Genomic DNA, 11,853 nt, shown 5'->3' with positions numbered 1-11,853 from the left:
CATGACGCATCATGGGTTCATCGGACCGGAGCCTCGGGGCTCCCCTCGCCCGAGGAGAACAGCACAGCATGACCCGGGGTCGTGACGGGGGTGCGGGGGCGCCCCCCACCAAGCACCGTGCCCTGCTCGCGGCGATCGTCACCCTGATAGTGGCGATCTCCGCGGCCATATACGCCGGAGCGTCCGCGGACGACGGCACCAGGGACCACGCGCTGCGGGCCGGAGGCCGCCTCCCGCGGGGAGACGTCGCCCCCGCGTCCACCGGCGCCTGGGTGGGCGCCTGGGCCACCGCGCCGGCGGCGGCCGAGCCGGGCACCGGGACGACCGGCATGGCGGGCCGCTCCGTGCGCAACGTCGTGCACACCTCGGTCGGCGGCACCAGCGCGCGCATCACCCTGTCCAACCTGTACGGCCAGTCGCCCCTGACCGTCACCCACGCCTCGATAGCCCTGGCCGCGGGACCCGACACGGCCGCCGCGACCGCCGACACCATGCGCCGGCTGACCTTCGGCGGCAGCGCCCGGGTGATCATCCCGGCGGGCGGCCAGGTGATGAGCGACGTCGCCCGCATCGCCATCCCGTACGGGGCGAACGTCCTGGTCACCACGTACTCCCCCATCCCGTCCGGGCCGGTGACCTACCACCCGATGGCCCGGCAGACCAGCTACCTCGCCGACGGCGACCGCACGGCGGACGTCACCGGCGTCGCGTACACCACGCCCACGCCGTACTGGCGCTACCTGACCGCGCTGGACGTGCTGAGCCACGAGGCCGACGGCACGGTGGTGGCCTTCGGCGACTCGATCACCGACGGTCTCGGCGCCGACGTCGACGCCAACCACCGCTGGACCGACGTCCTCGCCGAGCGGCTGCACGACGCGGCGGGCGACGGCCGGGACACGCCCCGCTACAGCGTCGTGAACGAGGGCATCAGCGGCAACCGGCTCCTGACCGGCAGGACGGGCCGGCCTGCCGACAACCCGAGCGGCCTGAGCCGCTTCGAACGCGACGTGCTGCACCGCACGGGCGTCAAGGTCGTCGTCATCCTCCTCGGCGTCAACGACATCCTGCACAGCCCGGAACTCGCCGACCGCGACGCCGTCCTCACCGGCCTGCGCACCCTCGTCGACCAGGCCCACGCCCGGGGACTGCGGGTCGTCGGCGGGACGATCACACCGTTCGGCGGCTACGGCGGCTACACCAAGGCCCGCGAGACCATGCGGCAGGAGATCAACGAGGAGATCCGCTCCGGCCGGATCTTCGACGCGGTCGTCGACTTCGACAAGGCCCTGCGCGACCCCTACGACCCGCGCCGGATGCGCTCCGACTACGACAGCGGCGACCACCTCCACCCCGGCGACAAGGGCTACGCCCGCATGGGCGAGATCCTCGACCTGGACGCGCTGAAGGGCGCGGTGCCGGTCGAGGCGTAGGGCCGTCCGGGCGGGGCGCGGTGCCGGGAGCGGTGCCCCGTCCGGCCGCGGTGCCGGGCGCGGGCGGCGACCGCCCCGGCGCCGCACCATCCGAACACCGTCCCGCGGGGGACCACCCACCGTGTCAACGGGCCCCGCTCGGCACCGGGCGCGCCACCACGGTGCCGGTCAGGCGGGCCCGGGCGGTGCCGTACAAGGCCGAGCACCGGCCGCCGGTAGCAACCGCCCCGTCCCTCCGTCCACGGCACCCGGCCGACACGGGGCTCCGCGACGACCCGGCCGGGCGAGCCCGGGCTGGCGCGGCAGGCGTCCCCACCCCTCCCGTTCCGGGTGGACACGGCAGACGTCCACCGCCCCCCGTTCCGGGCGGACGCGGCGCACGTCCCCGGCCTCCGGGTTTCGGGCGGGTGCGGCACGCGTCCCGGCCCGACGGGCCCGGGCGGTGCAGCGCAGGGTCCCCGGCCCGACGGGCGCTCCACGCGGCCCCGGCCGGCACGCTGCGCACATCCGCCGGGCCCACGGGCTGCCCCGTTCACGCGCCTCCGGCACGAGTGGCCCCGCCCGTGGCGGTCCGGGCGTCAGTCCTCGCCGTGCCTGCGGCGGTCGCGGTTCTCGCGGCGCAGGTCGCGGCGGTCGCGGCGGTCGTCGCGGTGTTCGCGCAGCATGTCCCGGTGGTCGTCCAGCATCCTGCGGTGGGCGTCCTCCGCGTCCTCCCGGGCGGCGGAGTGCAGCTCCCTCCGCGCGGCCCTGCGCTCCAGCTTCTCCTGCCGGCGCTCCTCCTTCAGACGCTGCCGCTCCGCCCGCGTCACCTTGCGCTCGACGCCGACGCCGCCCCAGAAGGCGAAGCCCGTCACGACCACGCGCGGGGCGCCCGGGTCGCCGGGGACGCCCTCCTCGCTGTGGTCGAAGCCGCCCATGATGCCGATGCCGCGCACGATCACCTCGACACCCGGCGGCACGACCACGTTCATCCCGCCCATGATCGCGACGCAGTTGATCACGACCTCGCCGGCCGAGAAGTCCGCCTCGCGCAGATCGATCTCCCCGCCGCCCCAGAACGCGAAGCAGTTGAACCGCCCCGGCACCGTCCAGCGCCCCTTGCGCTGGAAGCCGGACATCACCGCGACCGCCCAGGTCGACGAGGGCTCCGCGCCGGTGATCCGCCCCGCCCAGCCCCCGTCCCGGGCGGGCTCCTTGGTCATCGACACCCGGGGCGCCTCGGCCACCGTGCCGACCGGCAGGTCACGGGTGATCGGCGCCAGCTCGCCGTACGTCCGCGCGCTGTACGTGGCGTCCAGCCGCTCCTCGAACTCGGTCATGTCCAGGCGCCCCTCGGCGAGGGCGTCGCGCAGGACCTCGGCGACTCGTTCACGGTCGGCGTCGGATGCGCGGAGTTCCGGGGCGTCGTCGGTCATGAACAGCAGCCTACGAGGTGACCGCGCCGGACACTACGCGCCCGCGCGTTCCGCGTACATCTTCGCGATCACCGACTCGATGTCCGGCTCCCGCACCGACAGGTCCACCAGGGGATACCGGGCCGCGACCGCCGCCACCAGCCCGGCCGCCGACGCCGACGCCGGGAACGCCAGCCACTGCCGCGGCCCCTCCACCCGCACCACCCGCGCGGGCTCCGGCGCGTCGATCGGCGGCAACTCCCGTTCCAGGTCCACCACCAGGGTGCGTTCGCTCTCCCCCACCTCGTGCAGGCCGTCCAGCGGACCGTCGTACATCAGCCGGCCGTGGTCGATGACCATGACCCGCGAGCACAGCTGCTCGATGTCCTGGAGGTCGTGCGTGGTCAGCAGCACCGTCGTGCCGCGCTCCGCGTTCAAGTCCCGCAGGAATCCCCGCACCTTGTTCTTGGAGACCACGTCGAGACCGATCGTCGGCTCGTCCAGGTAGAGCACCTCCGGATCGTGCAGCAGCGCCGCCGCGATGTCGCCGCGCATTCGCTGGCCGAGCGACAGTTGCCGCACCGGCACGTCCAACAGGTCCTGGAGCTGGAGGAGTTCCACACAACGGTCCAGGTTCTCCCGGTAACGGGCGTCGGGGACGCGGTACATGCGGTGCATCAGCCGGTAGGAGTCGATCAGCGGCAGATCCCACCACAGCGTCGTGCGCTGCCCGAAGACCACGCCCATGCGGTGCGCCAGCCGGGTCCGGTCCCGGGACGGGTCGATGCCGGCCACCCGCAGCCGGCCGCCGCTCGGCGTCAGGATGCCGGTGAGCATCTTGATCGTCGTCGACTTACCGGCGCCGTTGGGACCGATGTAGCCCACCATCTCGCCGCGCGACACCGTGAACGAGAGCCCGTCCACGGCGCGCACCTGCCGCCGCTCCCGCTTCATGAAACCGGTCTTCTTGCGCACGTCGAAGACCTTCTCGACACCGTCCAGCTCGATGAAGGGCGCGGCGCCCGCCTCCGCCACCGCTTCCGTCACCGTCTCCGCCATCTCCCGCATCTCCCGCATCTCCCTCAGCTCCCTCAGCTCCCGGTGCTCCGGTACGAACGCAGGCCCGCCCGCCAGGCCAGCCCCGCCAGCGCGCAGCAGGCCGCGGCCACGAGCGGCGGCGTGAACGCCACCCACTCCGGCAGGTCCAGCGGATACGGCCGCCCCAGCAGATAGCTCGCCGGCAGCCAGTTCACGAACGCCAGCGGCACCACGAACGTCGCCCCGCGCACCAGGTCGAGGGCGAACACCGTCGGCGGGTACTGCAGCATCGTCGTACCGCCGTAGGTGAAGGCGTTGGCCACCTCCGAGGCGTCCTGCGCCGCGAACTGGAACGCCCCCGCCGCCAGGAACACCGCGCAGAAGATCCCCGCCCCGCTCAGCAGCGCCACCGGCATCAGCAGCAGCTTCCCCGCCGTCCAGTCGACGTCGAGGACCACCAGCGCGTACCCGAGCACCAGCAGCCCCTGCACCACCCGGCCCAGCCGGCGCAGCGCGAACCGGTCCGCCGCCACCTGCGCGAGCACCGGCACGGGCCGCACCAGCAGCGTGTCCAGCGTGCCGTCCCGCACCCGGCGCCCCAGCCGCTCCATCGAGCCGATCGCCAGGTCGGCCAGACCGAAGGACACCCCGGACAGCCCGTACAGGAACGCCACCTCGGGCAGCGACCAGCCGCCCAGCGCGTCGACGCGGGAGAACATCAGCAGGATCGCCACGAAGTCCAGCGCGGTCATCGCGAAGTTCCCGAACGTCGTCAGCGCGAACGACGTCCGGTACGCCATCGTCGACCTGATCCACATCCCCGCGATCAGCCCGTATGTGCGCACCCCCTCGACGACCCGCCCGCGCCGTACCTCCGTGCCGCCCGCCTCAGCCACCCTGGACCACCACCCGTCGCGTCGCCGCCGACTGCACCAGCCGGCCCAGCGCCAGCAGCGCCACCGCCCAGGACGCCTGGAACAGATACGTCCGCAGCGGATCCGCCTCCCCGAGCAGCACGTCCGCCGGCGCCTGGAGCAGCGACGACCACGGCAGCGCCCGCACCACGTCGCCGAGCGCCCCCGGGAACACGTTGAGCGGCAGCAGCATCCCCGAGCAGAACAGCCCCGCCAGCCACGCCATCTGCGTCACCCCGGTCCCGTCCAGCAGCCAGAACGCCGACAGCGCCACCAGATAGCGCAGCGCGAAACCCACCAGCATCGCCAGCACCAGCGTCACCAGGAACGCCGCCCACACGCTCACCTCACGCGGCAGCGCCACCGGAAAGAACAACGATCCGAACACGAACGGCACCACCCCGCGGCCCAGCAGCTGGAACACCGCCCGGCCCACGTCCGCCGCCAGCCACCACAGCTGAAGATCGACCGGACGGTACAGATCGACGGCCACATCACCCGTACGGATGCGCTCCATCAGCTCGTCCTCGAAGCCCCCGCCGCCGATCGCCAGCGCCGCAAGCAGCGCCTGCCCCAGCCACACGAACGTCACGGCCTGCGCCTGGTCGTACCCTCCGAGCTGCGGTTTCTCGTCCCAGAGGGCCAGATAGGTGTAGACGAGGATCAGTCCGAAGACGGTGTTGGTGAACACCCCGGCCGCCGTGGCCGCCCGATACGTCGCGTACCGTCGGAATCCACCCGCCGCGACGGCCCCGTACAACCGCCCCGAGCCCGCACTCACAGACCTCCCCCTCCGACCGGCACCGAAGCGCAGGAGCCTAGTGCGACCGCCAAGGCCCCTGCCACGGAATTTCACGGGTGTGCCGTCGAGTGGGAACGGAACCCACGGTGCGAGAGTCTTCTTCAGAAGAACTCAGACGTACGAAAACCGTACGAAATGAAACAGGAGTCCGTGCACGAGATGAGCGACGAGCCGCAGCCGCAGCCACAGCAGCCGAACCGGGGCTGGGCGTCGGGAGCACCGGAGGCCGCCGGGAAGGCGAAGAAGCCCAAGCGGCCGAGGCGCACCGGCTGGCGCCGGCTGATCCCCACCTGGCGCATCGTGCTGAGCACCGTCGTCGTCGGCCTGCTCCTGATCGTCGGCGGCTTCTTCCTCGGCTACCACCTGGTGCAGATCCCCGCCGCCAACGCGCTCGCCACCAAGCAGTCCAACGTCTACCTGTACGCCGACGGCAGCGTCCTCGCCCGCGACGGCGAGGTCAACCGCGAGAGCGTCGGCCTCGCCCGCATCTCCAAGGACGCCCAGCACGCCGTGCTCGCCGCCGAGGACCGCGACTTCTACACCGAGTCCGCCATCGACCCCATGGCGATGGTCCGCGCCGGCTGGAACACCGCCACCGGCAAGGGCAAGCAGTCCGGCTCCACGATCACCCAGCAGTACGTCAAGAACTACTACCTGGCCCAGGACCAGACCGTCACCCGCAAGGTGAAGGAGTTCTTCATCGCGATCAAGCTCGACCGCGAGAAGAGCAAGGCCGAGATCCTCGAGGGCTACCTCAACACCAGCTTCTTCGGCCGCGGCGCCTACGGCATCCAGTCCGCCGCCCAGGCCTACTTCGGCGTCGACGCCAAGGACCTCACCGCCGCCCAGGGCGCCTACCTCGCCTCCCTGCTCAACGCACCCAGCCAGTACGACGTCGTCGCCCACCCCGAGAACAAGCCCGCCGCCGAGGCCCGCTGGAACTACGTCATGAACGGCATGGTCGACAAGGGCTGGCTCAGCCCCTCCGACCGCGCCGCCGCGAAGTTCCCCAAGCCCAAGCAGTCCACGATCTCCACCAACATGTCCGGACAGCGCGGCTACGTCGTCAACATCGTCAAGAAGTACCTGATCGAGAACGGCATCGTCGACGAGGAGGAACTCGGCCGCGGCGGCTACCGCATCACCACCACCCTCCAGAAGGACAAGCAGGACGCCTTCGTCAAGGCCGTCGACGACAAGCTGATGTCCCAGCTGGACAAGAAGGAACGCAAGGTCGACACCTACGTCCGCGCGGGCGGCGCCTCCGTCGACCCGAAGACCGGCAAGGTCGTCGCGATGTACAACGGCATCGACTACGTCAAGCAGTACACGCCCAACGCCACCCGCCGCGACTTCCAGGTCGGCTCCACCTTCAAGCCCTTCGTGTTCACGTCCGCCGTCGAGAACCACTCCGAGACGCAGAGCGGCCAGACGATCAACCCGAACACCCGCTACGACGGCACCAGCGAACGCCCCGTCCAGGGCTGGGCCGGCGGCCGCTACGCCCCCGAGAACGAGGACCACCGCGACTACGGCCACGTCACCGTCCGCGAGGCCACCGACAAGTCCATCAACGCCGTGTACGCCCAGATGGCCGTCGACGTCGGCTCCGACAAGGTCAAGCAGACCGCGATCGACCTCGGACTCTCCAAGAACACGCCCGAACTGACCCCCTCCCCCTCCATCGCCCTCGGCGTCGCCACCGCCAGCCCCCTCGACATGGCGGAGGCCTACGCGACCCTCGCCAACCACGGCAGGCACAGCACCTACACGCTGGTCGAGAAGGTCACGAAGGACGGCAAGCAGGAGATCGAGCTGCCCGAGCGGCGCGAGCACCAGGCCGTCAGCCGCGAGGCCGCCGACACCACCACGTCCGTCCTGCGCAGCGTCGTCCAGAACGGCACCGCGAGCGCCGCCCAGGCCGTCGGCCGCCCCGCCGCGGCCAAGACCGGCACCGCCGAGGAGGACACGGCCGCCTGGTTCGCCGGCTACACCCCCGACCTCGCGACCGTCGTCGCCGTCATGGGCCAGGACCCCAAGACCGCCGCCCACAAGCCCCTCTACGGCGCCATGGGCCTCCCCCGCATCAACGGCGGCGGCGCCCCCGCCGAGATCTGGAGCCAGTACACCCGCAACGCCCTCGAGGGCGAACCCGTCGCCGACTTCGACCTCCAGCTCCAGACGGGCGCCGACGTCACCGCGCCCCCGAGCAGCGACTCCTCGGACGAACCCGGCGACGGCGACGAGAGCGGCAGCGGCGACCCGGACGCCCCGTCCACCGACGAGGAGGACGACACCCGGACCCCGGGCGACTCCGGCGGCAGCACCCCGCCCGGCGACTCCGGCGGCACCGAGACCGGTCCCCCGACGACCGGCGGCGGCACCCCCGGCTCGGGCGGCCCCAGCACCGAGCCCGGCCCCACGGGCGGCGGCGACTCGGGCGGCGACTCCGGCGACTCCGGCGACTCCTCCAACGGCGGCACCGACCCGGGCGGCGGGGCCACCGACGGCGCGGGCGGCGGCGACTCCGACACCGGTCTCCCCGGCTTCCCCGGCACCCCCCGGCGTCAGTGACCGGAGGTCGCCTTCAACCCCACGACGGCGACCAGCAGCAGACAAATGAAGAAGATCCGGGCGGCGGTCGCCGGCTCCCCCAGCACCACCATGCCGAGCACCGCCGCCCCGGCCGCACCGATCCCCACCCACACGCCGTAGGCGGTACCGATGGGCAGCGTCCGGGCCGCGTACGACAGCAGCACCATGCTCGCGACGATCCCGGCACCCGTGAACACACTCGGCCACAGCCGGGTGAAACCGTCGGTGTACTTCATCCCGATCGACCAGCCGACCTCGAGCAGACCGGCGACGAACAGCAGAACCCACGCCATGACAGGCACCTCCGTGAACGAACTGAACGGGGTGCGTCGTCTTTTCCTGGCCCGGTACGGCGCGTCTCGTCGGGTGTTTCCCAACGTAGCAAAGACAGGCGGAGACAGGAGAAAGGGGCTGGTGACCTTGATCACCAGCCCCCGAAGTCCCACCTGGACCCGTGGTTCAGAGGTACAGCCCGGTGGAGTCCTCCGACCCCTCGAACCGGTCCGCCGCCACGGCGTGCAGATCACGCTCGCGCATCAGCACGTAGCCCACACCCCGCACCTCGACCTCGGCACGGTCCTCCGGGTCGTACAGCACCCGGTCGCCCGGCTCCACGGTCCGCACGTTCTGCCCGACCGCGACGACCTCGGCCCAGGCCAGCCGCTTGCCGACGGCCGCCGTCGCGGGGATCAGGATGCCGCCCCCGGAACGCCGCTCGCCGTCGCCGGAGTCCTGCCGCACGAGCACGCGGTCGTGCAGCATCCGGATGGGCAGCTTGTCGTCCTGGGGGTGCTCGTTCTTCTTGGCGCTCACGCCCTGAACCTACCTGCCCCCGCTCAGCGCCTGCGCCGCCGGGTGCCGCCGAACGCGAGCAGCCCCACGACCCCGGCCACCACCAGCGCGGCCGGCACGACGCGCTCCATCCGCGGGGCGCCCTGCTCGTCCACGAACTGCGCCCTCACATCGCTGACCACCCGGTTGACCTGGACGTACGCCCGTCCCAGCGTGTGATCGACACTGGCGGCCACCTTGGCCTTCGCGTCGTCGACGATCGTCTTGGGGTGCACCCGCATCCCGAGCTCGTCGAGCGTCTCGGCCAGCACCTCGCGGCGGCGCTTGATGTCCGCCTCGATCTGCGCCGGGGTTCTGATGTCCGACGTGTCCGCCACCGTACGCCTCCGAAGTCTTCCGACACTGTCCCGGACAGTCTGTCAGCTCCAGGCCCGCTCGCACTGTCAGGACCCCCCGTTACGCTGGATCGATGAGCGAGCGACTCCAGCCCGGGGACCAGGCCCCGGCCTTCACCCTCCCGGACGCCGACGGCAACGAGGTGTCCCTGTCCGACCACCAGGGCCGCAAGGTCATCGTCTACTTCTACCCTGCGGCGCTTACCCCCGGCTGCACGAAGCAGGCGTGCGACTTCACGGACAACCTGGAGCTGCTGACCGGCGCCGGGTACGACGTCATCGGCATCTCCCCCGACAAGCCGGAGAAGCTGGCCAAGTTCCGCGACACCGAGTCCCTGAAGGTCACCCTCCTCGCCGACCCGGACAAGAAGGTCCTCGACGCGTACGGCGCCTTCGGCGAGAAGAAGAACTACGGCAAGACGTACCTGGGCGTCATCCGCTCCACGATCGTCGTCGACGAGCAGGGCAAGGTGGAACGCGCCCTCTACAACGTCCGCGCAACGGGCCACGTGGCCAAGATCATCAAGGACCTGGGCATCTGAGACCCCTTTCGGCGGGGCCCGTACCGAAGCTCCTCCGGAGCTTTCCGGTACGGGCCCTTCCGCATGTCGTACGTGACTGTCCGATAAACGGTTCGTTACTCCGTACGAGGCCGCGAACGCGTGGCCGGAGACGGAGGGGATCCTATGGGGGCCAGTGCGTACAGCCGGGAACGGCTGAAGGATGCCGTGGCCGAAGCTCGAAACTGGACAGACCTGATGCGGCGCCTCGGCCTCAAGGCGAGCGGCGGCCAGAGACGGGTGCTCCAGGAAAGGGTCGACGGATACGGGCTGGACACGAGCCACTTCGTCAAGCGCAGCCCTTGGCGCAAGTATCCCGACGCGGCCATCGCTGAGGCCGCCGCCTCGTCGTCCTCTCTGCGGGAGGTGGCGCTGAAGTTGGGTGCGACCCCGGCCACCGGAACCCTGTCCCACATCCGACGCCGCATCAGCGCAGCAGGAATCGACGTCAGCCACTTCCCCGGCCTCAACCAGGCCGACGTAGACCTGCCTTTCACTACCGGTGAACTGCGTACCGCAGCGGCAAAAGTGACCAGCGTGCGGGCCGTCGCGCGTGCGCTGGGCGTACCGGACGACAGCCGCTCGCGGGCCACACTGCGTCGCATGATGAACGTCCAGGGCATCGACACGAGTCATTTCTCGCACCGGCGCCTGCATATTCCCGAAGATCAGCTACGCGATCTTGTGCCGTGTTGCACAAGCTATGCCGACGTCATGCGAGGCCTCGGGCTGGAGGTCTGTGACGTCAACCATCGCCGAGTCCGACGCACGGTCGCGCGACTGGGTATCGACACCAGTCATTTCGAGCGCAGGTCCTGGGGGCGAGCAGAGCCGCCCGCCCCAGCGTCTACTGCTCACCGAGTGCTGATCGTTCTCCCGTCTCACGCCTGCCGAACCAACAGGGCCCAACTGCACAGGGCTCTGGGTGAGATCGGGGTGCCGTACTCCTGCGAAACCTGCGGCAGCACCGGCGAATGGCTCGGCCGACGCATCACCCTTCAGATCGACCATGTCAATGGGAACTGGCGGGACAACCGTCGGGAGAACCTGCGGTACCTCTGTCCCAACTGCCACGCCATGACGGAGACCTGGTGTCGCCGGAAAGGCGAGGCGCCCCTCGCAGGGTGACCCGTTGCCCCCGTACACTGGCTGCCACCGGTCGAGCACTGTGACCGGTTTTGAGCGGCCGTGTCGTAACTGGCAGCCGAGCGGCGTTTAGATCGCCGTGGGCGAAAGCCCGTGTGGGTTCGAATCCCACCGGCCGCACGAGAAGGGGGCCGTCCGTTGGGCGGCCCCTTCTGTGAGTATCACCCCAACAGCTCCCGCACCACCGGCACCAGCGCCCTGAACGCCTTGCCGCGGTGGCTGATCGCGTTCTTCTCGTCCGCCGTCAGTTCCGCGCAGGTCCTCGTCCCGCCCTCCGGCTGGAGGATCGGGTCGTAGCCGAAGCCGTTCGTGCCGGCGGGGGCGTGGCGGAGGGTGCCGCGGAGTTGGCCCTCGACCACGCGCTCCGTGCCGTCGGGCAGGGCCAGGGCCGCCGCGCAGGCGAAGTGGGCGCCCCGGTGTTCGTCGGCGATGTCGGCGATCTGGGCCAGGAGCAGGTCGAGGTTGGCCTTGTCGTCGCCGTGGCGGCCGGCCCAGCGGGCGGAGAAGATGCCCGGCGCGCCGTTCAGGACGTCGACGCAGAGGCCGGAGTCGTCGGCGACGGCGGGGATGCCGGTGGCCCGGGCGAGGGCGTGGGCCTTGAGGAGCGCGTTCTCGGCGAAGGTGACGCCGGTTTCCTTGACGTCGGGGATCTCCGGGTAGGCGTCCGCGCCGACGAGGTCGTGCGGCAGGCCCGCGTCGGCGAGGATGGCCCTCAGTTCGGTGATCTTTCCGGCGTTGCGGGTGGCGAGGATGAGGCGGGTCATGGGGGTCAGTATTCCGGACC

12 protein-coding genes, 1 tRNA gene and 1 riboswitch are annotated in these 11,853 nt (G+C 71.1%); of the genes, 5 read left to right on the top strand and 8 right to left on the bottom strand.

The window, feature by feature from the left end; genetic code table 11:
- The first annotated feature begins 68 nt into the window (after positions 1-68).
- Positions 69-1,433, top strand: a complete 1,365-nt coding sequence (locus OHA99_RS23370) for an SGNH/GDSL hydrolase family protein (RefSeq protein ID WP_366472989.1) — start codon at positions 69-71, stop codon at positions 1,431-1,433.
- Between the two features lie 578 nt (positions 1,434-2,011).
- Here the strand turns inward: OHA99_RS23370 and OHA99_RS23365 are convergent.
- From OHA99_RS23365 to OHA99_RS23350, 4 genes are read right to left on the bottom strand one after another with little or no spacing between them, the layout of a single operon-like run.
- On the bottom strand, positions 2,012-2,848 hold the full coding sequence (locus tag OHA99_RS23365; RefSeq protein WP_164384568.1) for a DUF1707 domain-containing protein: 837 nt from the start codon (positions 2,846-2,848) through the stop codon (positions 2,012-2,014).
- Positions 2,849-2,881: 33 nt separating this feature from the next.
- Entirely contained in the window at positions 2,882-3,895 is a 1,014-nt protein-coding gene (locus OHA99_RS23360) for an ATP-binding cassette domain-containing protein (RefSeq protein ID WP_405698992.1), read from the bottom strand.
- Positions 3,896-3,918: 23 nt separating this feature from the next.
- Positions 3,919-4,761 (bottom strand): ABC transporter permease, encoded by an 843-nt coding sequence (locus tag OHA99_RS23355; protein WP_405697630.1) that lies wholly within the window; start codon positions 4,759-4,761, stop codon positions 3,919-3,921.
- The gene (locus OHA99_RS23350) at positions 4,754-5,560 is read right to left on the bottom strand and encodes an ABC-2 family transporter protein (protein ID WP_007450060.1); all 807 of its coding nucleotides are present in this window, start codon (positions 5,558-5,560) and stop codon (positions 4,754-4,756) included. The genes OHA99_RS23355 and OHA99_RS23350 overlap by 8 nt, the downstream gene beginning before the upstream one ends.
- Positions 5,561-5,740: 180 nt before the next feature.
- On the opposite strand from OHA99_RS23350, the gene OHA99_RS23345 reads away from it, so the two are divergent.
- Positions 5,741-8,155 (top strand): transglycosylase domain-containing protein, encoded by a 2,415-nt coding sequence (locus OHA99_RS23345; RefSeq protein ID WP_405698991.1) that lies wholly within the window; start codon positions 5,741-5,743, stop codon positions 8,153-8,155.
- On the opposite strand, the gene OHA99_RS23340 is transcribed toward OHA99_RS23345, so the two are convergent.
- The 3 genes from OHA99_RS23340 to OHA99_RS23330 all read right to left on the bottom strand — a co-directional run bounded on the left by OHA99_RS23340 (position 8,149) and on the right by OHA99_RS23330 (position 9,345).
- Positions 8,149-8,469, bottom strand: coding sequence for a multidrug efflux SMR transporter (locus OHA99_RS23340; RefSeq protein ID WP_007388588.1), 321 nt, complete (start codon positions 8,467-8,469; stop codon positions 8,149-8,151). The two genes, OHA99_RS23345 and OHA99_RS23340, sit on opposite strands and share 7 nt — an antisense overlap.
- A gap of 30 nt (positions 8,470-8,499) precedes the next feature.
- Positions 8,500-8,564: riboswitch (guanidine-III (ykkC-III) riboswitch) on the bottom strand.
- Positions 8,565-8,635: 71 nt separating this feature from the next.
- Positions 8,636-8,938, bottom strand: a complete 303-nt coding sequence (locus OHA99_RS23335; protein WP_202483635.1) for a co-chaperone GroES — start codon at positions 8,936-8,938, stop codon at positions 8,636-8,638.
- Between the two features lie 74 nt (positions 8,939-9,012).
- Entirely contained in the window at positions 9,013-9,345 is a 333-nt protein-coding gene (locus tag OHA99_RS23330; RefSeq protein ID WP_165685863.1) for a DUF3618 domain-containing protein, read from the bottom strand.
- Between the two features lie 92 nt (positions 9,346-9,437).
- Between OHA99_RS23330 and bcp the strand changes: the two genes are divergently transcribed.
- The 3 genes from bcp to OHA99_RS23315 all read left to right on the top strand — a co-directional run bounded on the left by bcp (position 9,438) and on the right by OHA99_RS23315 (position 11,189).
- Entirely contained in the window at positions 9,438-9,905 is a 468-nt protein-coding gene (gene bcp / locus OHA99_RS23325; RefSeq protein ID WP_153179646.1) for a thioredoxin-dependent thiol peroxidase, read from the top strand.
- Positions 9,906-10,091: 186 nt separating this feature from the next.
- On the top strand, positions 10,092-11,051 hold the full coding sequence (locus OHA99_RS23320) for an HNH endonuclease (RefSeq protein WP_266571896.1): 960 nt from the start codon (positions 10,092-10,094) through the stop codon (positions 11,049-11,051).
- Between the two features lie 54 nt (positions 11,052-11,105).
- Positions 11,106-11,189, top strand: a tRNA-Leu gene (locus OHA99_RS23315).
- Between the two features lie 41 nt (positions 11,190-11,230).
- Here the strand turns inward: OHA99_RS23315 and rdgB are convergent.
- A complete protein-coding gene (gene rdgB, locus OHA99_RS23310) occupies positions 11,231-11,833 on the bottom strand; it encodes an RdgB/HAM1 family non-canonical purine NTP pyrophosphatase (protein WP_381502227.1) in 603 nt (200 codons plus the stop codon).
- Positions 11,834-11,853: the final 20 nt, after the last annotated feature.

The organism is Streptomyces coelicoflavus, assembly GCF_045041415.1.
GTDB classification, from domain to species: Bacteria; Actinomycetota; Actinomycetes; order Streptomycetales; family Streptomycetaceae; genus Streptomyces; species Streptomyces coelicoflavus.
This window is presented reverse-complemented; position numbering and strand designations above follow the sequence as displayed.

What these genes read in the sequence shown, in the direction of transcription:
- OHA99_RS23370 (WP_366472989.1), top strand. Translation starts at nt 69, where the DNA reads ATGACCCGGGGTCGTGACGGGGGTGCGGGGGCGCCCCCCACCAAGCAC.
- OHA99_RS23365 (WP_164384568.1), bottom strand. Translation starts at nt 2,848, where the DNA reads ATGACCGACGACGCCCCGGAACTCCGCGCATCCGACGCCGACCGTGAA.
- OHA99_RS23360 (WP_405698992.1), bottom strand. Translation starts at nt 3,895, where the DNA reads ATGCGGGAGATGGCGGAGACGGTGACGGAAGCGGTGGCGGAGGCGGGC.
- OHA99_RS23345 (WP_405698991.1), top strand. Translation starts at nt 5,741, where the DNA reads ATGAGCGACGAGCCGCAGCCGCAGCCACAGCAGCCGAACCGGGGCTGG.
- OHA99_RS23340 (WP_007388588.1), bottom strand. Translation starts at nt 8,469, where the DNA reads ATGGCGTGGGTTCTGCTGTTCGTCGCCGGTCTGCTCGAGGTCGGCTGG.
- OHA99_RS23335 (WP_202483635.1), bottom strand. Translation starts at nt 8,938, where the DNA reads ATGCTGCACGACCGCGTGCTCGTGCGGCAGGACTCCGGCGACGGCGAG.
- bcp (WP_153179646.1), top strand. Translation starts at nt 9,438, where the DNA reads ATGAGCGAGCGACTCCAGCCCGGGGACCAGGCCCCGGCCTTCACCCTC.
- rdgB (WP_381502227.1), bottom strand. Translation starts at nt 11,833, where the DNA reads ATGACCCGCCTCATCCTCGCCACCCGCAACGCCGGAAAGATCACCGAA.